Source organism: Bifidobacterium sp. ESL0690, from assembly GCF_029392315.1.
Taxonomy (GTDB): Bacteria; Actinomycetota; Actinomycetes; order Actinomycetales; family Bifidobacteriaceae; genus Bifidobacterium.
This window is the reverse complement of the sequence record NZ_CP113939.1, coordinates 2,262,398-2,288,904: the sequence shown is the minus strand read 5'-3', so window position 1 is coordinate 2,288,904 and position 26,507 is coordinate 2,262,398. Positions and strand designations below refer to the sequence as shown.

Here is a 26,507-nt window from a genome sequence, read left to right as displayed (position 1 = left end):
TCTTGCTACGTTTGCGGCAAATTCCGAATCTGCACAAGGAAGTGTGATTTTGTGATACAAATTCTGATTAACGACAGGGTAAATCCGATCGATTTGGCCTGCGATTCCACTCCTGTGCTTCGATGGCGGGAAAGCGGTGATGATGCCGAAGCCGGTGATGCGGTGGCCTATCAGGTCGTTGTCGCAAGCACTCCGGCAAAGGCCGCGGTTGGCGTTGGCGATATCTGGGATAGCGGCAAAGTCGTCGGCGACGGTTTCGAAGGCGTTCCGTTGTCTGCAGTGCCGTTGGAACCAGGCCATAGATATTGGGCATCACTTCGTTTGTGGTATGGCATCGCAGAATCTGCGGAAACCGACACGTCGAACAAATCTCGAAACGTTGACGTCAGAACGGTTTTGAACGCTTTTTCTTCTGAATCTGATGCGATAACCCTTGGCTATAGGCACAACGTAAGTGAAGAAAGTGCCAGTAAATTAGACACCACTGATGACGACGAATTCGAGTGGGCCGTTCCTGTTACTTTCGGTTTCTGGCCGGCGGAACGATGGCAGGCGACACCGATTTGGGCTGATGTTTCAAGCATTTCCGAAAATTCCGAAAACTCACGCGGCTGGGCTTTTCTTCGCACCGAAATCACGCTGCCCGATAAGCCGATATTGTGGGCGAGCCTGTACGCCACCGGGTCTTCGACTCGTCCGGCCCGTCAGTTTATCTATCGGATGTGGGCTAACGGTTCGTTTGTGGGCTGCGGGCCTGTCTTTCCGATTGGCGATGAAACTCGCGTGGATGGTTACGATGTCACGGATTTGCTGCACCCCGGAGCCAATGCTCTTGGCGTACTCGCCTACACCCTTGAAGATCAGCGTTTTGCAGCTCAGCTCGATGTCGAATTTATCGATGGCGAAGTGCGCCATTATGTCACTGATTCCAGCTGGAAAGCCATGCTTGGCATCCGTGTCTATCCAGACAGCGCTTCGATAGGAACGCAGTATTTTGAGGCACCCGCTGAAAACATCGATTCGCAATATTACCCATTTGGTTTCGATGAACCAGGTTTTGACGATTCTGCATGGTCCAATGCCGTAGAAAAGCCGGCTTTCACAAGGCTTGAGCCGACTCCGACCGACAAATTGCAGCTGCGTCACTGGAATCCGGTTGCTGTTTCCTCCCTAACTGACGGGGGAGTGGTGCTTGATTTCGGCAGTGTGCAAATCGGTGGTGTGCGGGTGCGCTCGCATTGTCCGAAATCGCTGGAATTAGACATCAGATATGGTGAAGTGCTTAATGACGATGGAACCGTCAAATACCATCTCAACACCTCCAACGTCTATGAGGACCGTTGGCATATCAAGTCAACGGATGGTAGCGGCGAAGGCAACGGAAAGGCCGATGGTGCGCTGGAAACATGGGGAATGCGTGTTTTTCGTTATGTTGAGCTTCATGCTGCAAAGAGTGACGATTTCTATAACTCTGATTCTTGCGGTAATGATGATTCTGCTACACAAAATGACCAAACCATACAAGGTGGCGCGGAAGCTCGCTTCTTCTCTCGTGCGATGGATCGAGATGGTACAGAGGTGGCAGGATTCCATGGTGCAAATGATTCTTGGCTAAACATCTCCGAGCTCATTGATTCGGGGCAGTTTGAAGTCGAAGCTTCGGCGTTGGTTTATCCCAAGACGACAAGTGACGCCGATTTCTGTTCTTCAGATCAAACTCTGAACGACGTCTGGCGGCTTTGCGCTCACACCATCGATGCTTGCAACGGCAATATTTATGCGGATTCCTGGACCCGTGAGCGCGCCCCCTACGAGGCGGATGCATGGATTCAGCAGCAATGTCACTTTGCGCTTGATGATGCTCCGACGTTGGCTCGTTATACCGTCGATTATCTGATCGCTAACCGAACGTGGCCTACCGAATGGCCGATGTATCTGATTCTCGCGGTTTACGATTGGTGGATGCATACGGGCGAAGACTCGCAGGTGCAGGCTCAGTATAAGCGTCTTAAAACCTTGCTGCCGGAACGGTTCTGGAACGAGACCTTCGGCTTTATTGTCAAAGATCCCGGCGAATCGAGTCATACCGATGGCGACTTGGTTGACTGGCCGCAAAGCGAACGCGACGGTTTTGTTTTTGGCCGCGTGAACACCGTCGTCAATGCGTTGGCTTCGCAGGTGTATGCCGATATGGCAGGGATGGCGCGGGTCGTTGGTGAGAATGACGATGCCGAATTATTCGACACACGTTCAAAACGTATTCGCAAGGGTATCAATACTTGGCTTTACGACGAATCACAAGGTGCGTATTGCGACGGCCTTATCGACGTCCCTCAATCAGCAAATGGTAAATCAGGGATTTCGCATTGTCTGAAGCCGGAGAGTTCTCCGACAAATATCCCTCAAAAAATGGGCAATGAAAACGCAACAGAAAATCGACAGGGTTGGAATTCTGCCGATTCGGCCATTACCCAAACTGGTAATGATGCTGAACTCAGTCAATCAATCAGGGCCCTGCGTATCAACCATTGCTCGCTGCATGCTTCCGCATTTGCGCTCGCATTCGGACAGATTCCGGAAGAAGGGTTGTCAAAGGTGGCCGACTACTTGCGTTCGCGGGGGATGGCCTGCAGCGTCTATACGGCCGCGGTTTATCTCGACGGCCTCTATCGTGCCGGTTATGGAGCGGATGCCAATGCGCTGATTGCCGCTCCGGAAGGCCGCCGAACCTGGAGCAATATGCTTCACGCTCAAGGTGGCGGCACAATGGAGGCCTGGGACCCGGGCCTTAAGCCGAACCTCACCTACTCGCATCCCTGGGCTGCTTCGCCCGTCTATCTTCTGCCACAAGGTCTGCTTGGCGTCCGTCCGATTGAACCTGGTTATCGCACGTTCTTGGTCATGCCGCAGCTTGGCGACGTCCAAGAGGCTGAGGTAAAAGTCCCCGTTCGCTCCGGTACCATCGAGATCCACTGCCGAAAAGCAGGCAGTGGCATAATTTCGACGGCGATGGATTCAGTGGATTCTTCCGGACCTTCCGAGAATGTGGCTGCAGGTAAGGGGTGTCCGCAACTGGAGATCGACGTACCCAACGAGACGAAACGCCATAACCGTCCGGCACGGGGCGAGGGATGTCTGCAACTGGATATTGACGTGCCCCCAAATTGCAGCGCTCTGGTCGTTTTGCCTCCGCTGCGCGACGACTCGATTCAAGTCCGGCACGAACAGCTACATGATTGTGAGTTGCAGGTGCTGCACGACGGCTCGATGGGCATGGTCTTGGTCGACCACAAGCCCTGCGACGCCGAACAAATCACTGAGCCCAGATCCATCGCCGGCGTTCGTTGCCCGCCCAATTCATGGCTTCTGCCCCCACTCGAGTCCGGTCACCACACCATCAGAACCGTCGCTTTGCCAGATTGATTGACAGTGGTATCTACTTTTTTGCTTACAAAAGGCGGTATATCGGGCTTTTGAGCCGCGAAACCTGCACTCCCGTCAATCACGCGCGGCATAATGGGGCTATGACTGAAAACGCTACTGATTCAAGACCTGAACTGCCCAAAGACGTTCGTGTTCGCTTCTGTCCGTCACCGACTGGCACGCCGCATGTCGGCATGGTGCGCACCGCCCTCTTCAACTGGGCCGAGGCGCGGCATACGCACGGCACCTTCGTCTTCCGTATCGAAGACACCGACAACGTGCGCGACACCGAGGAAAGCTACAACCAGATCCTCGATGCCCTGAACTGGCTCCATCTCGACTGGGATGAGGGTATCAACGTCGGTGGCCCCGACGGCCCGTACCGTCAGTCCGAGCGCGGTGACATCTATAAGGACGTTGCCCAGAAGCTGCTCGATGCCGGCTATGCCTACGAGTCCTATTCCACCTCCGAGGAGATTCAGGCGCGTAACGTCGCCGCTGGTCGCCCCAAGGCCTTCGGTTACGACGGCTACGACCGCAACCTGACCGACGAGCAGAAGGCCGCGTTCAAGGCCGAGGGCCGCAAGCCCGCGCTGCGCATCAAGATGCCCGATGAGGATATCGCTTTCGACGATCTTATCCGCGGCCATATCGAGTTCAAGGCTGGCAGCGTCCCTGATTACGTCATCGTGCGCCCGAACGGTGACCCGCTTTACACGCTAACCAACCCGGTCGATGACGCGCTTATGCGCATCAACGTCGTGCTGCGCGGCGAGGACCTCCTGAGCTCCACGCCCCGCCAGGTCGTGCTCTACCGTTACCTGATGAAGCTTGGCATTGCCAAGGAGATGCCGCTCTTCGGCCACATGCCCTACGTCATGGGCAAGGGCAAGAAGAAGCTCTCCAAGCGCGACCCCGAATCCAACCTCTTCCTGCATCGCGAAAATGGCTTCATTCCCGAAGGCCTTTTGAACTATCTGGCGCTGCTTGGCTGGTCGATCGCACCCGACCGCGACGTCTTCAGTATGGACGAAATGGTCGAGAAGTTCGACATCCGTGACGTCAAGGCCAACCCGGCCCACTTCGACATCGACAAGGCCATCTCCATCAACGCCGAGCACATCCGCATGCTTGAGCCGCAGGACTTCCTCAACCGCTCCGTGCCGTACCTGCACCTCGACGGCGTGGTCTCCGCCGATTCCTGGGATGCGCTCACCGACCGCGAACGCACGATTCTCACCGCTGCCGCTCCGCTGGTTCAGCCGCGTGTACGTCTGCTTGGCGAGGTCGCTGGCATGGCCGGAAGCCTGCTGAGCGAGGCCGAGTACATCGAGCCGGAAGACGACGCTCGCAAGACTCTCAAGGACTCCGCCCCTGAGGTGCTCGACAAGGCCATTGCTGCGCTCGCTGAGGTTGACGAAGCCGATTGGAAGACCGACAACCTGCATGAGACGCTCAACAAGGCGCTGGTCGAGGACGGCGGTTTCAAGCCGCGTCTGGCGTTCGGCCCGGTGCGCGTGGCCATGTCCGGCCGTCGCGTCTCCCCGCCGCTCTTCGAGTCCATGGAGATTGTCGGCAAGCCGCTGACCCTCGCCCGTCTCAAGGGCTTGCGTGAGCATCTGTAAAGCAGGCGAAATCCATTAAGTGAGTTTTCGGTAAGGCACAACCCGGCGTTCGGCTTCAGGCGAAGTCAACACGCCGGGTTGCGCTTATTCGACCTTTCCTATAAACTACTAGTTTGTTGCCTTGGGAAGGGCAGCGATAAGTTAAGCCTCCATCGTCTAGCGGTCTAGGACTACGCCCTCTCACGGCGCCAACACCGGTTCAAATCCGGTTGGAGGTACGAAGTGCTATAGTTGCTTTCGGCTACAGCACCAAGCCAATTGGGGTATGGTGTAATTGGCAACACGGCTGATTCTGGTTCAGTTGTTCTTGGTTCGAGTCCAGGTACCCCAGCAAAGATGCAAAAGCCTCGCAGCTTTATAAGTTGCGAGGTTTTTTATTATTGTGGGATAATGTTCCAGTAATGAGGTAATGATGCTGGTGGTATTGGTGGGATTGTCAACGACACGAAGGTTGGAATCATGACTGAGCAGACACGCGGAACGCATGGTCTTTCGTCTAAGCCGAGGATTCAGCCTGTACAGGAGGGCGACACCCGGCCAGTTTCCGTCTCGGTGCGTCTCGGCCGCCTGCAGTTCCACGATTCCGGCAAGTTCCGCGTCCTGGTCTTGGCCGATATACAGGACGGCCCGAAGGTCAACAAAGACACCATCAAACTTATCGAAGCCGCGGTCGACAGCTCCCGGCCCGATATCGTCATTTTCTCCGGCAACCAGATTGCCGGCTACGACAAGGCGTACGCGAAGACCTTCCGTAAGCGTACGTGGACGCCGCAGAAATGGTCGATGGGTACAGCGGCGACAAACCAGCGCAACACCGAGCTCGAGCACACCCGAGAGCTTGCGCGGCAGGAGATTTCGCAGTTCCTCGCCCCGCTGATTGAGCGCCATGTTCCGTGGGCCGTGACCTACGGCAACCATGACTTCCAGTGTGGTCTTTCCAACGCGGAACTTGATGAGATCTATCGCGAATTTCCCGGTTGTCTGAACCCGGAGCCGCCCATCAAGCGTTCCGACCGGCCGCGCAAACAGCCTGGCAGCGGTCTGCCGGATCAGTACATCTATCCTTGCGAGGCGGGTACGTTTGTGCTCCCGGTCAGCGAGGACCACAAAAGCGACAATGTGCTCGGCCTGGTGATCTTCAATTCCGGCGATTACGGCAAGCTCGGCGGCTATGGCGCGCCCAGCCAGCGGGCGCTTGACTTCCTGAAAGTGGCCCCGAAGCTGGTCGGCGCCAAGTCGATTGTTTTCCAGCACATTCCGGTGCCGCAATATTACGATCTGCTCAAGGAGGTGCCGGCCACCGCCGCGCACGCTGTGGAGGGCTATCGCACGTTCGCCGGCCATAATTACGTCATCGACAAGTCCAAGACGCTGCCCGGCAGTTTCCTGGGGGAGGGCGTGAGCTGCCCCGACACCGATACCGGTGAATTCGATATCCTCAAGTCGACGGACGGCTATTTCGCGCTGCTGGCCGGCCACGACCACCGCAACCGGTTCGTCGGTACGACTGACGGTCTGACGCTTGTCGCCACGCCCACCTGCGGTTTCGGCTCCTACGGCCCGGCTCCGGCGCAGCGTGCGGCGCGTCTTCTTGAGTTCGACATCCGTCACCCTTATGAACCGCGCACCCAGCTGCTCGAGTTCGGCGACTTGGTCGGCAAATCGAGCTCGAACAAGGTCTACACCTACTCCCTTAATGGCGCTCCCGACGCCGCCAAAGAAGGCACGAACCTCCTGCGCCGCCCGCGTCTGCTTGCCCAGATTTTGCGCAAGATGCATCTGAAGAAATAGACGATAAGCAGCATAGGTGAAAATCGTTCTATATGGGGCTTCGATATTTCGTTTTATCTGCCGCTAAACTCGTCTGTGTCTATTTTGCCGGGCGTGTCTCGATTCATGCCTTTATTTTTCCGGGATTATCGCAGTTAATGTAACGTTTGCCTAATTTATTCAATGAGCGCTGGATGGAACGATATATTTATCGCTTGCGGCCGAATTTAAAACGAATAATTATGCAGTTATATGTAAAATTATTGCATAAATAACCATAAAATACTAATAACTTCACTATATATACAATATCAAATGAATATCAAGATTATCCTAAACGCCCAATAAAGACATGGCCGCAGACGGGTAAGAATCGGTTGGCTTGAATTTTTTGTCTGAATTTCCTAGCATTGCAACGTGCATTGTTGGTTTATGATGCATTTCACAAAACTAGGGGGAATTGTGAAAGATAATTTAAAGAAGAAGAAAAATACGGCAATCGGTTTACTTGTTGCCGTAGCGCTGTTGGCGGCACCGGTTGTCGCCTCTGCCGGTGAATCCGGTTATATCAATCTTGATGCTGGTCAAAGCAAAAGCGCGTCCGACTCGACGCGAGGTCCCGCGTCTCAGCCTTCAGGCCTGCGCACCCGTGGGGGATGCCTCGGCTCGGCTCCGGCGCAGAACGGGTTTGCCGGCTGGAGAAAGACGGTCGACAGCAACGGCGAATGCACGCTGACCATCACGGCGGACGCTTCCGGCAACAACGCCATGCCCAACAGCAGCGACGTCATTTCCGTCAGGACGATCTATGGGGTGACGATGCACCAGGTCGATCCAACGGTGGACCACATCGTCTTTCAGGGCCCGAACAAGACCAAGCTGAACAACACCGCGGCGCAGTATTTCCACGGATATAGCAACAGCGGCGGGTTCAAGACCTTCGCCTCCAACGGCGCCGTCGATACATCCGCAGTGACCAATATGAACAGCATGTTCTCGTCCGATTACGCGATGACGTCGTTGGATGTCTCCGGTTTCGACACCTCGAACGTGACCAATATGAACAGCATGTTCGCCACCAACAACAACATGCAGCTGACCACGATCAAGGGCCTGACCGATTTCCATACCCAGAATGTCACCGACATGGGTGCGATGTTCTATGGTTCAAGATACAGAACCTTGGATGTCTCCAGCTTCGACACTCAGAAAGTCACCTCGATGGGTTCGATGTTCCTGTACGATGGGTTCCTGACCTCCATTGTCGGCCTGGATCATTTCAGCACCCCGGCTTTGACCAACACAAGTTTCATGTTTGACCACGTCGCCGCGCAATCGTTGGATCTTTCGAGCTTCGATACCTCTCATGTGACCAATATGCAATCCATGTTCACTGACGCGAAGGGACTGAATTCCGTCAAAGGTCTGGAAAAACTCAACACCTGCAAGGTAACGAATATGGGTCAGATCTTTACCGGAACCGGATTTACCTCTTTGGACCTGTCCGGTTGGGACACGGTCAACGTACAAGGGCAGCAGGGAGTGGCTCTTCCATCCGGACTCCAGAAATTGACGATTGGAGTGAGGGGCACACCTGATCCCTATCCCGGGCAGTACAAGTCCCTTCAGGTCAATGGCCTTCCCGAAGCGAATAATGGTCTTGAAAAAAACGGCTATACCGGCAAGTGGGTCAAGGTCGTTGACGCGCCTGTTGCCAGCAATGACGCCCTGAAAGACAATGAATATAATTCCGCAGCCGATTTGGTGAAGGCCATCAACATCTTTTCGCGCACCCCGATTCCGGCAGTGACCTACGTTTGGGAGAATTACCGCGATATCAATGCGAAAGTGACGGCTCCGAGCGACAAGTACAAGGTCGACGGCAGCAATTCGACCTTGCGTAGTCGCGGTTATTCTGCGAACGTTCCGCAGAGCGACGGCACTTCCAAGTTGGTAGAGCGTTTCGCGCCGATGGCGTTGCCTGCCGGACCTACCAATCTTCGTTACGCCAATGGCGGCCATGCTTCACATGATTACACGTTTGCCGGCTGGAAGGATGCCGCAACCAATACATCGTATGCCGCGGGCGATTCCGTGACTCCGGCTGAGAATGATACGAGCGTCACCTCTGCGTGGACGCTGGTCCGCGACGCCAGTGCTCTGAACGACGAGATCGTCCAGGACGCCAAGCTGGTTCAGGCCGATTACACGCCGGCAACCTGGACCACCTTCAAGAAGGCGCTGGATGCTGCGAATGCCGTGCTCGATGGCAGTGGCAACCAGAGCGAGGTTGATAAGGCCTTGAGTGCTTTGCAGTCCGGCCACAGCGGCCTTGAAGTTCTGCCCAACAAACTGGGCCTCACTACGCTGCTTGATATGGCCAATGCCAAGCACCAGGCCGATTACCGTCCATCCACGTGGACCGCTCTGGTCAATGCCATAGTCAGTGCGAACACGGTCAATGCCAATGCAAACGCGACGCGCGGTGACGTCAACGCTGCGCAGACCGCGTTGAAGAAGGCCATCGACGGGCTCGTGTTGAAAGCCGACAAGAGCAGTTTGGGTGTGCTGATCGGCAAGGCTTCGGCTGCGCATCAGAGCGATTACACTGCTGCTTCCTGGAAGCCGTTGGTTCGGGCGTTGAGTGATGCCAAAGCCGTGATGGGCGATGCAGATGCCACGCAACAGAACGTCAATGACGCTCAAGCCAAGTTGCTTGATGCGTTCACCGGTCTTGACAAGCCTGCGAAGGTGGTTGAGAAGCCGGTGGAGAAGCCTGGCAACAACGGCCAGTCCGGCCAGTCCGGTAATAACAGCCAGCAGAGCAACAGCAACGCGGCTTCGTCGAACCAGCCGGTCCAGACCAGCGGCAATAACGGCAACGCCGCAAACGGTGCTCCTGCCGCGCAGCCCGCAGCGCAACCGCAAACGACGGTGAACCGGATTGTGGTCCAGCGTCCCGTGATTGCTCCCGCGCCCGTGCTTGGCGCTAAGCCTGACAGCAGTCAGAACAATTCCGGCGCCACCGGCAACGACACCGTCAAGGAACCCAAGAAGAAGGATTCCGGCAAGTACGTCTGCAAGACGGATACGGGCAATTACGTCACCCTGAGCGGTTGGCTTGAGCCTGCTTCGTCGATGGGTCTGCCGCGTTGCTCGGTGCACCAGTTCGCGCCCGAGACTTCCAGCGCGCCCAAGACGCAGTTCAACTGGTGGATCATCGTGGCCTTGGTATTCATCGTCGCCACTGCTATACTCGCGGTCCAGTACTACCGCAGCGAGCATTCGCAAGAGTCGAAGGTGGCTACTTCCCAGCACGCGCAGCAGCGCTGATCGGTTCGACGCTCGAAAGTTCGCCAGCCGATAGTATCTAGCCAGTAGTGGCTGCCCGCCCGAATACGATTTCGAGTTGAGCGGCCACTATTTTTATGTCTGAAAATGGCTTGATAAAGCGCCATCGCGCTGTCTACTAGTAAGTTATGGTATTTCCTACTTTCGGATTATGGTATTCCTTACTTACGGATTATGGGAAAACAATGATATAAATTATCAGATTCGATTATATGTTCTAGAATTTGGTTGAAATTAAATCCGGCCAAACCTATCATGATCGTTTCGCGAAGCATGTCCGCAAAATTGCCGGCGATTTAGGGGTTTCGCAGGATCATCAGTGGGTCGTCTCGCGTGTCGAGTCCAGCTACACGTCCAACGGAGTAAACGTGTGCACCGCCAAGGACTGGCTGCTCAGATAAGTGGGGGTTATAGGCCAGTAACCTAAATGACCTGTAAATCGCGCGGAAGCCGGGCCCCACGCCAACGCAGGGACATCCGGCTTCCACTTCCGTACCTCCTCGAAGGCAGGCATAGCCTCAGCATATCGGATGACGGGGAACCGCGCAACCTGCGCACGAGTATTGCGCCGCAGGTATGTGGCGGTATCTGACCTCATAGAGCAGGTTCTATAACACAAAAGTAGGGGCCCGAATCCGAAGATCCGAACCCCTACTAGCCCTTTTCTGTCGCCTGCGAACGACCAATCGCATCCCTGAAAGAATGCATGAAGCCAATAAATTAATTGAATTATCATTAATCCCGCTGGCACGGGGTCTGATACGTTCTGAGGCTTTTCAACCTCAACGCCAATCGTATCGGGCGTCAGCTTCGTTTAACGCGAGGGCCACACGCGGAGGACTGCGGAACGACCATCCCGAGGCCTCAGAAACCACTATACGCCATTCGAGCATTTTGCAGGTCGAAGCCCCGGCGGAATTGAAAGAGCTGCTTTGCTTGATATCCTGTTATTCAGGCGTTTTTCTTGCGGAATAACAATGCGGAGAGCTTGTGCTTCCCGCTCACCATTTTTACAGCGTCCTCGTAAGCCTTTCGCATCTCGGGGTCTTTCAGGTTATTGGGATCTATGACCTTGTTGAGGCTCGGGGCGATTCTACTGCCGCTCGTCTTGTTCATTGTTGTTGGTCAAACCAGAACATTTAAGTAAGTGCAATATTCCGGAATGGCAGTCATCGCCTTCTCTCCCTGCTATCTTCTCTGATTTCATTTCAGGCTACGTTTTACTTCAGACATGGAAGTCGACGGGGATAAAATCTCGTATTTTGCCTATAGCCCACGTTTTGGGTGTTCGGCGTGTCTAATTATTTTGTCGGGGAATTTTTCGAAAAAAATTTTCGGAATTTTCTTAAAACGTTATACATGGGCAGGTTGGTGGAAGACAGTCGGATGGTGGGGTAGTGAGTGGGAAGATGTGGCGTGGGTGGTTGAAGTATTGCAATGCAAGGCGTCCGGGGTGAGATAGACGGTCCGGGGAACGGTGCTGCTGTTGTTTTGCAAATCAATGATTATTGTCTGAATATAAAAATCCGAAGAGTCGTATTAAACGTTTGAAAAAGGAAATTGTGTTTTGTTAATTGGGCAGAAATGCGGTGCTCGTGTCGTGGTCGTGTTACAGTTTTGCGTGTCTGAAGTGTAGTTCCGCGTCGGGGTGGTTTGCGGTGCGGGTGTTCCTACTGGTACAGGGAGAAGAAGGATGATGTCTTGTTTTACAAAGTGGTTGCGCGGTTTGCGTGACTTTGCCTCGCATCGCGGGGGGGGGGTGCGTTTAGGGCTCTAGTTTGCCTTGTGGCGGGTGTGGCGATGGTGCTGCCCGGCACGGCGACAGCGGTCGAGCCCGAGAGCGGACAGGCCTCCGAGCAAACGCAATCCCAACAATCTACTTCACCCGAGCAGGGTCAGGCAGCGTCGCCTGAACAGTCGCAATCGGCCCAGTCTCAACAGTCGCAGAAGGGGCAGAAGACTGCTGAATCTTCGAAATCTGCCAAGCAAGGCAAGAGTGGTGTTTCCGCGAAGGGCGGCTTGCAGCCGCGCGGTGGTGGTATGGTTGTCGGCCCGCAGAGCGTTTGCACGCCCGGTACGAGCACGTTCCTACAGTGCTTCACCGATACCTATGGCGATAGCGCAGGTTCGGTGGTGAATGCCGTTGCTTATTCATTAAGACCGCCACAATATGTTAACTCTCATGGTGCCGCTGGTCCTAATATTTTTGCTGTAGTTACCCAGCAGATGCTGGACAGCATCACCAGCCTCAGTCTCCATAACGGGCCGATCGATGATCTTGGGAACATCCGTTATATGCACAACCTGCAGTCGTTGGACACGAACGACAACCGTGACGCGTCCTTCACCGATTTGTCGGGCCTGTCGGGCCTGTCGAACCTGCGGACGCTTGTCATACACCGGGCGGGTGTCACCGATTTCTCCCCGTTGGGGGGCCTGTCCCTTTCTTATTTTTCTGTCAGCCAGCAGGTGCGCCGTGAGGCGGCTTACGATGACGGACAGTATGTGACGTTGTCGACGGCGGACGTGAAGAACGCCGACGGCTCGTATGTCACCCCGACCAACATCAGCTACGGCGGCGTGTACGATTCCGCCGCCCATGTGGTGCGCTGGCCTACCGGCACCACTGGTCCTCAGTTCAGCTTCGCCGATACTGTGCCGATTGCGGGTGTCTTGCCCTCCGGCATAGTCGTGGGCAACTCGGTGACGCATGTCACTGGTCATCCGACGGTACGCTTTGATTCGCAGGGCGGTAGCATCGTGCCGGACCAGGAGGTGCCGTGGGGCGGTACTGCGCATGCCCCGGCGAACCCGACCAAGACCCATTACATGTTCGAGGCCTGGCATACGGGTAGCTCGACAGGTCCGGTTTATGATTTCGGTACCGCATGCAGCAGCGCGACGCCTTTGACGTTGTATGCCTCGTGGGTTCCGGCCCATTACGATGTCACGTTCGATCTGAACGGCGGCACGTGGAACGGCACGCCGCAGGGTGCGGTCTCCACGGCGTATGACGCTATGATCTCCGAGCCGTCGAATCTCTCGCATCTGAAGGCCCCGGTGCACAAGCAGCGCAGCGGCTGGCAATATCGGAAGACCGATAGCACTGATAATTGGGCGGCGTTCACGTTCGGCTCGACCCACATGCCGGATTACGCCATCACCATCCGGCCGACTTGGGAGGCTATCCCGCGCCACGTGACCTATGACAAGAATGGCGGCTCGTGGTCGGACATGCCCGCTTCTCCTGTTCGTGTGGATGAAGATGACATGGTGTCCCAGCCGAGCCTGACCGATTTCGCGCCTCCGAGCAACAAGCATCAGGATACGGCTACGAGTGGCTGGGAGTATCGCAAGACGGGTGCCCCCTCCACTGATCCTTGGCTGGAGTTCAAGTTCGGTGTGACGCATGTGCCGGCTTATGACATTACGGTTCGTCCGAAGTGGGTGACCGATCAATATAACGTGAGCTATGCGACCGGCGATGGTGCTTCGTGGTCTTCGATGCCTTCGGGTTCGACGGCGTACGACTATGGTTCGACGATTCCGACGGAGCCCCCGACGACGGGTATGACGGCCCCGGCGCACAAGCATCGCGACGGCTGGGAGTATAAGGCCTCGACCGGCGGCTGGCAGACGTTCACGTTCGGCGCCCTTGGCACCGGCACGGAGATTCCCGCCTCGAACATCACGATCCGCCCGAAGTGGGTCATGGACCAGTTCAACGTTTCCTATGAGCAGGGCGAGGCCACGTGGGCTCCTGTGCCCGCTCCAGCGCCGTATGATTACGGTTCGACCATCGCCAACGCTCCTGCGACCACGGGCATCAGCTTCCCGGCGCACAAGCATCAGGATGGCTGGCAGTATCGCAAGACCGGCAGCAGCGACGAATGGGTAACGTATACCTTCGGCAGCACCACCCTTCCGGCTTACCCCATCACAATCCGCCCGCACGTGGTGTGGGATTCCTATGACGTCAAGTACGAGGCCGGCGAAGCCATGTGGGGTTCCGTGCCTTCGGGTACGACCTCGCACGACTATGGTTCGACCATCGCTACGGCCCCGAACACCACGGGCATCACCTTCCCGACGCACAAGCACCAGGACGGTTGGGAATACCGCGAAACCGACGGCTCCGGCACCTGGGACACGTTCACGTTCGGTACGGGCGGTTCCGCCACCACGATTCCGGCGCACGATATCACGATTCGCCCGCATGTGGTCTATGACAAGTACCAGGTGCGCTACGAGGACGGCGGCGGCACCTGGGCCTTGATGCCTTCCGGCACCACCTCTTACGATTACGGCTCCACCATTGCGAACGAGCCGAACATCACGGGCATCACTGCTCCGAGCCACAAGCATCGTAACGGCTGGGAGTATCGCGAGACCGGCGGCAGCGGCGAATGGGATACGTATACGTTCGGTTCGACCACGCTTCCCGACCACAACATCACGATTCGCCCGAAGTGGGTGTTCGACCAGTACGCTGTTTCCTACGAGACCGGCGATGCTAATTGGCCGAGCGTGCCGCCGACCGCGACGCAGTATGACTATGGCTCAACCATCGCCAATCCGCCGGCAACCGGCGACCTGACCATTCCGGCGCACAAGCATCGTGACGGTTGGGAGTATCGCAAGACCGGCAGCAGCGACAGCTGGGTGAAGTTCACGTTCGGCACGGGCGGCTCGGCCACCACGATCCCGGACCATCCCATCACCATCCGTCCTCGCGTGCTTTCCGACCAGTACGACGTGTCGTATGAGGCGGGCCCCGGCGCGACATGGGGTTCCATGCCGACGGGTACGACTTCCTATGATTACGGTTCGACCATTCCCAGCGCGCCTGGCACGGGTGACCTGACCAAGCCGACGCACAAGCACCAGTCCGGCTGGGAGTATCGCGAGACCGGCAGCAGCGCCAGCTGGGAAACGTATATCTTTGGCGCCACCACACTTCCCGCGCACAACATCACGATTCGTCCGAAGTGGGTTATGGACCAGTTCGACGTCTCCTACGAGCAAGGCGAGGCCACGTGGTCCGGCGTGCCTACGGGTTCGACGGCGTACGACTATGGCTCGACCATCGCGTCTGCGCCTTCGACCATGGGCATCACTTTCCCGGCGAACAAGCGCCAGGACGGTTGGGAGTTCCGTGAGACCGGCAGCATGGCCGCGTGGACCACGTTCACGTTCGGCACTGGTGGCTCGGCCACCACGATTCCGGATTATGCCATCACGATTCGTCCGCACGTGGTGTGGAATTCCTATGACGTCAAGTACGAGGCCGGCGAGGCCACGTGGTCCGGCGTGCCAACGGGTACGACCGCTCACGACTATGGCTCGACCATCGCGTCTGCCCCGAACACCACGGGCATCAGTTTCCCGGCGCATAAGCACCAGGACGGTTGGGAGTTCCGAGAGACCGGCAGCAGCGACTCGTGGACCACGTTCACCTTCGGTACGGGCGGTTCCGCCACCACGATTCCGGCGCACAACATCACGATTCGCCCGCATGTGGTCTTTGACCAATACACGGTGACCTACCAGCGCGGCGAGGCGACCTCGTGGGCCGGCATGCCCGCGGCCACGCGCTACGATTACCATTCGCAGCTGACCGTTCCGGGCACCTCGGATCTGATGGCCCCGCAGCACAAGCACGCGAAGGCCTGGCAGTATTCGCAGGACAACGGCGCGAACTGGGATTCGTTCACGTTTGGCACCACCCCGGTGCCGGCGCATGACATCCTGATCCGTCCGACGTTCGCGTGGGACCAGTACAACGTGTCCTACGAGACGGGCGACGCCAGCTGGCCTGGCGTGCCGCCGACCGCGACCGCGTACGACTACGGCTCAACCATCACCAACGCTCCAGGCACCGGCGACCTGACGGTTCCGGCGCACAAGCACCGTGACGGCTGGGAATATCGCGAGACCGGCAGCAGCGCCCCGTGGGCGAAGTATACCTTCGGCTCGACCACGCTTCCGGACCACAACATCACGATTCGTCCGCGCGTGGTCTCCGATCAGCACGACGTTTCCTATGAGGCCGGCTCCGGCGCGACATGGGGTTCCATGCCGCCGGGCACGACCGCGTATGATTACGGCTCCACCATCGGTTCCGTGCCTGGCACGGGCGACCTGAACGCGCCTTCGCACAAGCAGCAGTCCGGCTGGGAGTACCGCAAGACGGGCAGCAGCGATGACTGGGTGACATATACGTTCGGCGCCACCACGCTTCCGGATTATGACATCACGATTCGCCCGCATTGGATCTGGGTGAAGTACAACGTGTCGTATGAGCAAGGCGACGCGACGTGGGCTTCCACGCCTGCGACTGCGGGCCACGACTATGGTTCGACCATCGCATCCGCCCCGAACACGACGGGCATCACCTTCCCGGCGCATCATCATCAGGATGGCTGGCAGTATCGCGAGACCGGCAGCATGGCCCCGTGGGCGACGTTCACGTTCGGCACCGGCGGCTCGGCCACCACGATTCCGGACCATGCCATCACGATTCGCCCGCACGTCGTCATCGACCAGTTCACCGTGAGCTATTCCAGCGGCGACGCGACATGGTCTTCCGTGCCGACTGGCACCACGCAGCACGACTATGGTTCCACCATCGCCTCGGCTCCGCCTACCACTGGTCTCACTGTTCCGGCGCACAAGAACTGGAACGGCTGGGAGTATCGCGAAACCGGCGGCAGCGGCAGCTGGAACGCGTTCACGTTCGGCGTCACCACGATTCCGGATTACAACATCACGATTCGTCCGCATGTGGCTTTCGACCAGTACCGCGTGGGTTATGAATCGGGTACGGGTGCCTCGTGGGCCACGATGCCGACGGGCACGACTCTGCACGACTATGGCTCCATCATCGCGTCGGCCCCGCTGACCTCCGGTATCGTCGCTCCGGCGCACAAGCACCAGGACGGCTGGGAGTATCGTGCTTCCTCCGGCGGCTGGCAGAGCTATACGTTCGGCTCCACCACGATGCCTGATTCGGACATTACGATTCGCCCGAAGTGGGTTGCCGACAAGTTCCCCGTTTCCTACGAGCAGGGCGAAGCCGCATGGGCTTCCGTGCCGCCGACCCCGACGCAGTATGACTACGGTGCGACCATCCCGTCCGCACCGAACACGACGGGCATCAGCTTCCCGGCGCATAAGCATCAGGACGGCTGGGAGTACCGTGCGACCGGCAGCAATGACACATGGGCGACGTTCACGTTCGGTTCGACTCAGATCCCGGACTACGCCATCACGATTCGTCCGCATGTGGTCTTCGATCAGTACCGCGTGGGTTATGAAGCGGGTACGGGTGCCTCGTGGGGCTCAATGCCTACGGGCACGACCCTGCACGATTACGGTTCCGTCATCGTGTCCGCGCCTCCTACCGGTGACTTGACCGCCCCGACCAATATGCATCAGGACGGCTGGCAATACCGCGCTTCGTCCGGCGGCTGGCAGGACTATACGTTCGGCTCCACCACGATGCCCGATTCGGACATCACGATTCGCCCGAAGTGGGTTGCCAACCAGTACCGGGTCAACTATGAGGCCGGTGACGGCGCGACATGGTCCACCATGCCAACGGGTACGACCCCGTACGACTATGGTTCCACTATCCCGACGCCTCCGTCGACCTCCGGTATCGTCGCCCCGACGCACAAGCGTCAGGACGGCTGGGAGTACCATCGCGCCGGCAGCAGCGCCGCATGGACCGACTTCACGTTCGGCACGGGCGGCTCGGCCACCACGATTCCGAACTACAACATCACGATTCGTCCGAAGTGGGTGTTCAACAAGTACGGCGTGTCCTACGAGACCGGTGACGCGACATGGCCCGGTGTGCCGTCCACCACGACGCAGCACGACTATGGTTCCGTCATCGCCTCGGCCCCGCCCACCGGCGACCTGACCGTCCCGGCGCACAAGAACTGGAACGGCTGGGAGTACCGCGAGACCGGCAGCAGCGCCTCGTGGACGACGTTCACGTTCGGCGTGACCACGATCCCGAACCATGCCATCACCATCCGGCCTCACGTGCAGTGGGACCAGTACCAGGTCTCTTACGAGGCGGGAGACGGCGCAAGCTGGCTTTCCATCCCCGCCGTGAGCCCGTATGACTACGGTTCGAAGATTTCGTTGGCCCCCGGCACCGGCGACCTGACCAACCCGGCGAACAAGCACCAGGATGGTTGGGAGTTCCGCAAGACCGGCAGCAGTGACGAATGGGCGAAGTACACGTTCGGCACCACCACGCTTCCGGCGCACGATATCACGATTCGTCCGCATTGGGTGACCGACCAGTATGCGGTTGGTTACGAGTCCGGCGACGGTGCGACGTGGCCAGGCAGGCCTACGGGCACGACCGCGTATGACTACGGTTCCACCATTGCGAACGCCCCGTCTGTTTCGGGCATCACGGCCCCGAGCCACAAGCATCGTGACGGCTGGGAGTACCGCGAGACCGGCAGCAGCGCCCCGTGGACGACGTTCACGTTCGGTACCGGCGGCTCCGCCACGACGATTCCGGCGCACAACATCACGATTCGACCGCATTGGGTGACCGACCAGTTCGACGTCTCCTACGAGGCCGGCGCTGGCGCGACATGGAGCCTGATGCCTAGCGGCACCACAGCCTATGACTATGGTTCCACCATCCCGAATGCTCCGTCTGTTGCGGGTATCGTGGCCCCGAGCCACAAGCATCAGTCCGGCTGGGAGTATCGCGAGACGGGCAGCAGTGACGACTGGGCGACGTATACGTTCGGTTCGACCACGCTTCCCGACCACAACATCACGATTCGCCCGAAGTGGGTCATGGACCAGTTCGATGTCGGTTACGAAGCCGGCGAGGCGACTTGGTCCGGCGTGCCGACGGGTACGACCGCGCATGACTATGGTTCGACCATCGCTTCCGCCCCGTCGACTTCCGGCATCAGCTTCCCGGCGCACAAGCACCAGGATGGCTGGGAGTATCGCGAAGCCGCCAGCAGCGCTCCGTGGGTGACGTTCAAGTTCGGCACCGGCGGTTCGGCCACCACGATCCCGGATCATGCCATCACGATTCGTCCGCACGTGGTTTCCGACCAGTTCAACGTCGGTTACGAGACCGGCGAAGCCACGTGGTCCGGCGTGCCCGGAAGCACGACCGCCTACGACTACGGTTCCGTCATCCCGAACGCCCCGAGCACTGCGGGTATCAGCTTCCCGGCGCACAAGCATCAGGACGGCTGGCAGTTCCGCAAGACGGGCAGCAGCGATGAGTGGGCAACGTATACGTTCGGTTCGACCACGCTTCCGGCCTACGACATCACGATTCGTCCGCATGTGGTCTTGGACCAGTTCAACGTGGGCTATGAGCTCGGCGATGCCACTTCATGGACGTCGATCCCGCTCGGCACCACTGCGTATAACTACGGTTCCACGATCTCCATGGCTCCCGGTGTCGGCGACCTGACCGCTCCGGCGCATAAGCGCCAGGACGGTTGGCAGTTCCGCAAGGCTGGCAGCAGTAATCCATGGGCGACGTATACGTTCGGTTCGACCACGCTTCCGGCCTACGACATCACGATTCGTCCGCGCATCGTCTTCGACAAGTTCAACGTGAGCTACGAGAACGGCGGCGGCACGTGGGCTGTGATGCCATCGACTCCGGTCGCGCACGACTACGGTTCGACGATCTCCAGTGAACCGAACACTACGGGCATGACCGCTCCGTCGCACAAGCATCACTCCGGCTGGGAGTATCGCAAGACTGGCAGCAGCGACACATGGGTTGCGTTTGAGTTCGGCACCGGCGGTTCCGCCACGACCGTTCCCGACCATGCCATCACGATTCGTCCGCACTGGGACTGGGATCAATACAACGTGTCGTATGCGGCCGGCCAAGCCACTTGGTCCTTGATGCCGACGACTCCGACCGCCTATGACTACGGTTCGACCATCGCAACGGCCCCGAACACTGCGGGTATCAGCTTCCCGGCGCATAAGCACCAGGACGGCTGGGAGTATCGCAGGACCGGCGGCAGCGGCGACTGGGCCAGGTACACGTTCGCTTCCACGACGCTTCCGGATTATGCCATCACGATCCGCCCGCGTGTGGTCTTCGACCAGTACCGTGTCAGCTATCAGCAAGGCGACGGCACATGGGCTTCCATGCCCGGCGGCACCACCCTGCACGACTACGGCTCCACCATCGCGACGGCTCCTGTCACCACAGGCCTTACGGCCCCGGCGCATAAGCACCATGCCGCGTGGGAGTATTCGCAGGACAACGGCGCAAGCTGGGCCGACTACACGTTCGGATCCACCGCGATGCCGGCGCATGATATCATCATCCGCCCGACCTTCGCGCTCGACCAGTACCGTGTGGGCTACCAGCTCAACGGCGCCACGTCGTGGGGCTCGATGCCTGGGGTGTCGCGCCACGACTATGGTTCCGTCATTGCTTCGGCCCCCGGCACCGTCGACCTTGCTGCTCCGGCGCACAAGCACCAAAGCGGCTGGGAGTACAAGACCACGTCCGGCGGCTGGCAGGCCTTCACGTTCGGCACGACCACGATCCCGGCTTCGGATATCACTATCCGTCCGACCTTCGCGCTCGACCAATACAACGTGACGTACGATGTCGACGGCGGCAGCTGGGCGGCCATGCCCGGCGCGTCCCCGCACGACTACGGTTCGACCTTGGCCGAGCCTGCCGGCGGGTACACCAAGACCGGCTTCCTGCCTCGCGGCTGGGAGTATTCCACCAACGGCACGGATTGGAACGCGTTCACGTTCGCCGGTGTCCATTCAACGGGCACCACGATTCCTGCGCACGACATCACGATCCGTCCGGTCTGGAAGGCGCAGCTGACCATCACGTTCGACGTCGAGGGCGGTAGTGCAATTGCTCCGCGTATCGTCGCCGAGGGTGACAAGTTCGGACAGCTGCCTACGCCGACCCGTACCGGCTACCGTTTCGACGGCTGGTTCGTGGAGAGCATGCTGCGCAGCCTGGTGCCGTATGACCCGAATGCGACTATCTCCGGCAACGTCACCGTGGTGGCGCAGTGGACGAAGATTGCGCCTCCGGCCCCGAGTAATCCTGTGGTGACGACTCCGCCGAGCTCCGGCTGGCTTGAAACGCCCGAGGGCCACCAGTGGCTGCCATCGCAAGAGGGTCAGCATTGGCTCAGCACTCCTCAGGGTCATCAGTGGGTCTCCAGCGATCCGGGCCACGCCTGGCTCCAGACGCCACAAGGCCATAGCTGGCTTAACACCCCGAATGGCAGTGCATGGCTCGCTACGCCTGGCGGCCACCAGTGGCTGGGCACGAAACCGGGTCAGATTTGGGTCTCTTCGGCTCCGGGTCTTGCTTGGCTGAATACGCCGGCAGGACAGGATTGGCTGAAGACTCCAGAGGGTTATGCTTGGCTTGCTACGCCTGAGGGCCAAAAGTGGCTCGCGTCTCGGCCGAAGCCGAAGGTCGTGGCGACCACCGGCTCGGCAGTTGCGGTGCCGATGGGCCTGATGGTGTCCGCCATGATCATGGCGCTCGGTCTGCAGATTATTTGCAGGCGTCGCCGTGGCGAGTAATTAAATACTGGCCGCGCCCCACACACCCAACCTAGGCGCGGCCTCAGCTGGCAGCTGCATCCTGCCGGCTCTTCTAGGGCCGGGCATTGTCTGAAGGAATCGGGGTTCTGCCCCTTGTATTCCCGAAGACAGTGCCCGGCTTTCTTTATTCTTACGCTGGCATCGAGAGGGAAGACCCGAATCGGTTGCCGTTGCCGAGCCATATTTTCGGTGTTTTATCGGTTGACCGAAGAATTGATATGTAAAAATCCGTGTGATCATAACATGTGGTCACACGGATTTTATGTATATATATGGTCTATATGTTGGTTACCGGCCGGCGCTGGCCTTCATCAGGGCGTCGGTCAGGTATTTGCCGCCGGCCATAACGTACGGGGCATAGCGGCGACCGGGGGAGGGACCCATGCGGCCGGAAGGGCCGGAAATGGAGATGGCGGCGATGACCTGGCCCGAGGAGTTGCGGATCGGCGCTGAGACCGAGCAGACGCCTTCCTCGCGTTCGTTGACCGAATCGGCCCAGCCGCGGCGACGGACGGTTGCCAGCGTGGAAGTCGTGAATTTGGCGTGACGCAGGCCCTGATGCAAACGCTCGGAATCCTCCCAGGCGACGAGTATTTGCGCGGCGCTGCCGGCCTGCATGGAAAGCATGGCGCCGACCGGGATGGAATCATGTAGTCCGCTGGCGCGCTCGACGGCAGCGATGCAGACACGCTGGTCGCCTTGACGGCGATAGATCTGTGCGGATTCGCCGGTGCGGTCGAGAAGTGTCTGAAGAATCGGTCCGGCGGCGGTCAGCAGTCGGTCTTCGCCGGCGGCGGTGGCCAGTTCGGCGAAACGCGAGCCCAGAATGAAGCGGCCATGTTGGTCACGCAAAACGAAACGATGACGTTCCAGCGCAATGGCCAGACGATGTGCGGTAGGCCGCGCAAGGCCTGTGGCTGCGACGAGTTGACCTAGAGTGGACGGCCCGCTTTCGAGGGCCTCAAGAATCTTGACTGTCTTATCGAGGACCCCGACCCCGGAATGAATCTCGTCATGAATAGGGGCGCGATTCGAATTTTGGGCAGCATTGCCGGTTGCTTGGGGCGCGCGTGAGGCCCGCGCCGCTTGGGGATCCTTTGATAGTGAGTCCATATATGAATATTATACAGTGGGGTCTATCATTTCATTCATCTCACGATATGGAACAAAGATGTCCATATTGTTGACAAACGCCGATACTCGGAAATGCACATCACCATAAAAATCCGCGTGGCTGAAGTATTGACGGAGAGGCGGCTCCAAAACCAACGATAGGAGGTCGTATGGCAAGCACATTGGCTGAAAAAGTCTGGGCCGATCACCTGGTGTACCAGGGCAAAGACGGTGCACCGGACCTGATCTATATCGACCTCATGCTCATGCACGAGGTCACTAGTCCGCAGGCGTTCGAGGGCCTGCGACTGGCCGGGCGCAAGCCGCGCCACACTGACCTGCTCATCGCCACCGAAGACCACAACACGCCTACGGTCGACATCGACAAGCCGAATCCGGACGAAACCTCCGCCAAACAGCTGAGCACGTTGGAGAAGAACTGCAAAGAATTCGGGGTGCTGCTGCATCCGCTTGGCGACGCCGACCAGGGCATCGTCCATGCCTTCGCGCCGAATCTCGGCTTGACGCAGCCGGGCATGACCATCGTCTGCGGCGATTCGCATACTTCCACGCACGGCGCGTTCGGGGCGCTGGCGTTCGGCATCGGCACCAGCGAGGTCGAGCACGTGATGGCTACACAGACCTTGTCGTTGAAGCCGTTCAAGACCATGGCCGTCAACGTCGAAGGCGAGCTGCCCGAAGGCGTCACGGCCAAGGACATCATCCTGGCCATCATTGCCAAGATCGGTATCGGCGGCGGGCAGGGCCACGTCATCGAATACCGCGGTTCCGCGATTCGTTCGCTTTCCATGGACGCGCGCATGACTATCTGCAATATGTCCATCGAGGCCGGTGCCCGCGCTGGCATGATCGCCCCCGACGAGACCACTTTCGAGTACCTGAAGGGCCGCCCGTACGCTCCGACCGGCGAGATGTGGGACAAGGCCGTGGCCTATTGGAAGACGCTCAAAACCGACGACGACGCGAAATTCGACAAGGAAGTCACCATCAACGCGGCTGACCTTTCGCCTTACGTCACCTGGGGTACCAACCCCGGCCAAGGCGCGCCGATTTCCGCTGACGTTCCCGATCCGGCTGATATCGCCGACGCCGAGCAGCGTCAGGCCACGCAGTCCGCGCTGGACTACATGGGCCTCAAGCCTGGAACGCCGATCAAGTCGATTCCGGTGGACACCGTCTTCATTGGCTCCTGCACCAACGGCCGCATTGAGGATCTTCGTGCCGCCGCATCGGTGATGAAGGGCCATCACAAGGCCGATTCCATCCACCGTGTGCTGGTCGTGCCGGCCTCGTCTCGTGCTCGCCTGCAGGCCGAGGACGAAGGGCTTGACAAGATCTTCAAGGACTTCGGCGCGGAATGGCGTAACGCCGGCTGCTCGATGTGCCTCGGGATGAACCCGGACAAGCTCGTTCCTGGTGAACGTTCGGTTTCGACTTCGAACCGCAACTTCGAAGGTCGCCAGGGCAAGGGCGGGCGCACGCACTTGGCTTCGCCGCTGGTCGCCGCCGCTACCGCCATTCGCGGCACGATTTCCAGCCCCGCTGACCTGTGAGGCTCTCGACGATTTACTCGTCCGTAATAGGAACAATTCGTTTTTAACTTTTAGAAGGTTTATCGATTATGGAGAAACTTACGCAGGTCACCGGCGTCGGCGTTCCGCTTCGGCGCTCGAACGTCGACACCGACCAGATTATTCCGGCCGTCTTTTTGAAGCGCGTCACCAAGACCGGCTTCGAGGACGCGCTGTTTTACGCGTGGCGACGCGACCCGGATTTCATCCTGAACAAGCCCGAATACCAGAACAAGGGCAAGATTTTGGTCGCCGGCCCTGATTTCGGCATCGGTTCGTCGCGTGAACACGCCGTTTGGGCGCTGCGCGACTACGGGTTCCGCGTCATCATCAGCCCGCGTTTCGCGGACATCTTCTACGGCAACACCGCCAAGAACGGCGTGCTGGCCGCCATCATGCCGCAGGAAAGCGTTGAGCTGCTGTGGAAGCTCTTGGAAGAGGAACCCGGCCGCGATATGACCGTCGACCTGAAGGAACGCACCGTGACCTGCGGCGACGTCACCCTGCCCTTCGAGGTCAACGATTACACGCGCTGGCGTCTGATGAACGGCTACGACGACATCGATTTGACGCTGCAGCACGAGGACGCCATCGCCGACTACGAAAAGATGCGCGCCCAGCGCTTCCCGTTCAAGCCCAAGACTCTCCCCGCCAAGCATGCTCCCGAGCAGCAGGTCAAGTCCGCTCGTCCGGTTGATGACAGTACGTGGAGTGGTCCACTGGGATTGAAATAGATTCCAATTCGGATATAAAAGTTGAGCCGCTATCCCAATACATTCGGGATAGCGGCTCAATTACGTTCGGTTACGTTTGGCGTTTGGAAGTACCCGCGTTCGGGCGTACTCAGCGCCGGTATGTCTAGCGTTTAAACGTATTAATCGCTAGAAATTGAAGCTCAGCGCAATCTTGCCCTGCGGGTGGTGGTTGACCGCGAACGTGATGGCATCGGCGATGTCGGTGATGGCGAAGGTCTTGTCGATCACCGGCGTGATGGCCTTGCTTTCGGCGAGTTCCTTAATATAAGGATATTCCTTCTTCATCTGCGCAAACCCGATGCTGCGCAACGATTTGCCAGTGCCTTCGAAGCATTCCTTGCCGCGCTGGTGGGCCTCGCCTGACTGCTGCATGCCGCCGACGGGAATGTAGACGCCGCCGTCTTTAAGCAGGTCACGATATTGTTCCAGCGTCGCGTAGCCGTTGACCGCGAGAATGCAATCGTAGCGGTCGGTCGACTTGGTGAAATCTTCCTTGGTGTAATCGATGACCTTGTCGGCGCCGAATTTCTTCACCAGATCGACATTGTGAGTGCTGCACACTGCGGTCACCTTGGCACCGAACGCCTTGGCGACCTGTAGCGTGAACAGCCCGACACCGCCGGTAGCGCCATTGATAAGCACGCTTTGCCCCGGCTTCACATCAGCCAGACGCACCTCGCTCAACGCGACCTGCGCGGCGGCGGGCAACGTGGCCGCTTCCTCGAAGCTCAGGTTTTCAGGCTTCAGGTAAAGGTCGCCGTCGTTGAGCGCCGCATATTCCGCCCAAGCGCCGATAAGCATTGGGGTGGCGCCAAACACCTCATCACCCGGCTTTACGTCGGCTACTTTACTGCCGACCTCCTCGACCACGCCGGCAACGTCGACGCCCAGCACCTTGCCCAGCGCGTGGATGACGTTCTCGTCCATGTTGCGCATCATCGGGTTCATCTCTTTACCCATCACCGGCTCGATGAAGCGCATATAATCGGCGAGGTTCAGCGACGAGGCTTTGACGCGCACCAGCACCTGATTGTCCGCAATCGCTGGTTTGTCGATTTCCTTGACTTCCAGTGCTTCTTTGGGTGCTCCGAATTGTGTATAGACGATGCCTTTCATGTAATGTCCTTTCATTGATATTGTCCCGGCGCAATCGGTGTCGGGTCCCATTATGGCCTATGTCGGTTTGAGTTTAGGCTTTGATTATTATGGATTGAACTTTATCGTATCCCGAATCTCTGACCCCTTAGGCGAAGAAATAATCG

Annotated in this window: 10 protein-coding genes and 2 tRNA genes; 9 read left to right on the top strand and 3 right to left on the bottom strand. The window is 58.4% G+C overall.

The genetic code is table 11. The annotated features are described in order from the left end of the window. Positions 1-51 precede the first annotated feature (51 nt). The 6 genes from OZX62_RS08945 (at position 52) to OZX62_RS08920 (ending at position 10,151) form a co-directional block, all read left to right on the top strand. Positions 52-3,423: a family 78 glycoside hydrolase catalytic domain gene (locus tag OZX62_RS08945; protein WP_277175835.1), complete on the top strand. Its 3,372-nt coding sequence runs from the start codon at positions 52-54 to the stop codon at positions 3,421-3,423. Positions 3,424-3,524: 101 nt separating this feature from the next. After that, the gene (gene gltX, locus OZX62_RS08940) at positions 3,525-5,048 is read left to right on the top strand and encodes a glutamate--tRNA ligase (RefSeq protein WP_277175834.1); all 1,524 of its coding nucleotides are present in this window, start codon (positions 3,525-3,527) and stop codon (positions 5,046-5,048) included. Positions 5,049-5,193: 145 nt separating this feature from the next. Next, positions 5,194-5,266: transfer RNA gene (locus OZX62_RS08935), tRNA-Glu, on the top strand. A 41-nt stretch (positions 5,267-5,307) separates the two neighbouring features. After that, positions 5,308-5,379, top strand: a tRNA-Gln gene (locus OZX62_RS08930). A 128-nt stretch (positions 5,380-5,507) separates the two neighbouring features. Continuing rightward, a complete protein-coding gene (locus OZX62_RS08925; RefSeq protein WP_277175833.1) occupies positions 5,508-6,839 on the top strand; it encodes a metallophosphoesterase in 1,332 nt (443 codons plus the stop codon). A 441-nt stretch (positions 6,840-7,280) separates the two neighbouring features. After that, positions 7,281-10,151, top strand: coding sequence for a BspA family leucine-rich repeat surface protein (locus OZX62_RS08920; RefSeq protein ID WP_277175832.1), 2,871 nt, complete (start codon positions 7,281-7,283; stop codon positions 10,149-10,151). Positions 10,152-11,120: 969 nt separating this feature from the next. Here the strand turns inward: OZX62_RS08920 and OZX62_RS08915 are convergent. Beyond that, on the bottom strand, positions 11,121-11,285 hold the full coding sequence (locus OZX62_RS08915; RefSeq protein ID WP_277175831.1) for a hypothetical protein: 165 nt from the start codon (positions 11,283-11,285) through the stop codon (positions 11,121-11,123). Positions 11,286-11,954: 669 nt separating this feature from the next. Between OZX62_RS08915 and OZX62_RS08910 the strand changes: the two genes are divergently transcribed. Next, positions 11,955-21,764 carry an InlB B-repeat-containing protein gene (locus tag OZX62_RS08910; protein ID WP_277175830.1) on the top strand — a complete coding sequence of 3,270 codons (9,810 nt, stop codon included), beginning with the start codon at positions 11,955-11,957 and terminating at the stop codon, positions 21,762-21,764. Between the two features lie 309 nt (positions 21,765-22,073). Here OZX62_RS08910 and OZX62_RS08905 read toward each other — a convergent pair whose 3' ends face one another. Beyond that, positions 22,074-22,898, bottom strand: coding sequence for an IclR family transcriptional regulator (locus OZX62_RS08905; protein ID WP_277175829.1), 825 nt, complete (start codon positions 22,896-22,898; stop codon positions 22,074-22,076). A gap of 170 nt (positions 22,899-23,068) precedes the next feature. Here OZX62_RS08905 and leuC point away from each other — a divergent pair, with 170 nt between their 5' ends. Further along, complete coding sequence (leuC, locus tag OZX62_RS08900) at positions 23,069-24,472, top strand: 3-isopropylmalate dehydratase large subunit (RefSeq protein WP_277175828.1); 1,404 nt, start codon at positions 23,069-23,071, stop codon at positions 24,470-24,472. 68 nt (positions 24,473-24,540) lie between these two features. Beyond that, on the top strand, positions 24,541-25,224 hold the full coding sequence (gene leuD, locus OZX62_RS08895) for a 3-isopropylmalate dehydratase small subunit (RefSeq protein WP_277175827.1): 684 nt from the start codon (positions 24,541-24,543) through the stop codon (positions 25,222-25,224). 147 nt (positions 25,225-25,371) lie between these two features. Here the strand turns inward: leuD and OZX62_RS08890 are convergent, their stop codons facing one another. Beyond that, positions 25,372-26,361, bottom strand: a complete 990-nt coding sequence (locus OZX62_RS08890; RefSeq protein WP_277175826.1) for an NAD(P)-dependent alcohol dehydrogenase — start codon at positions 26,359-26,361, stop codon at positions 25,372-25,374. Positions 26,362-26,507: the final 146 nt, after the last annotated feature.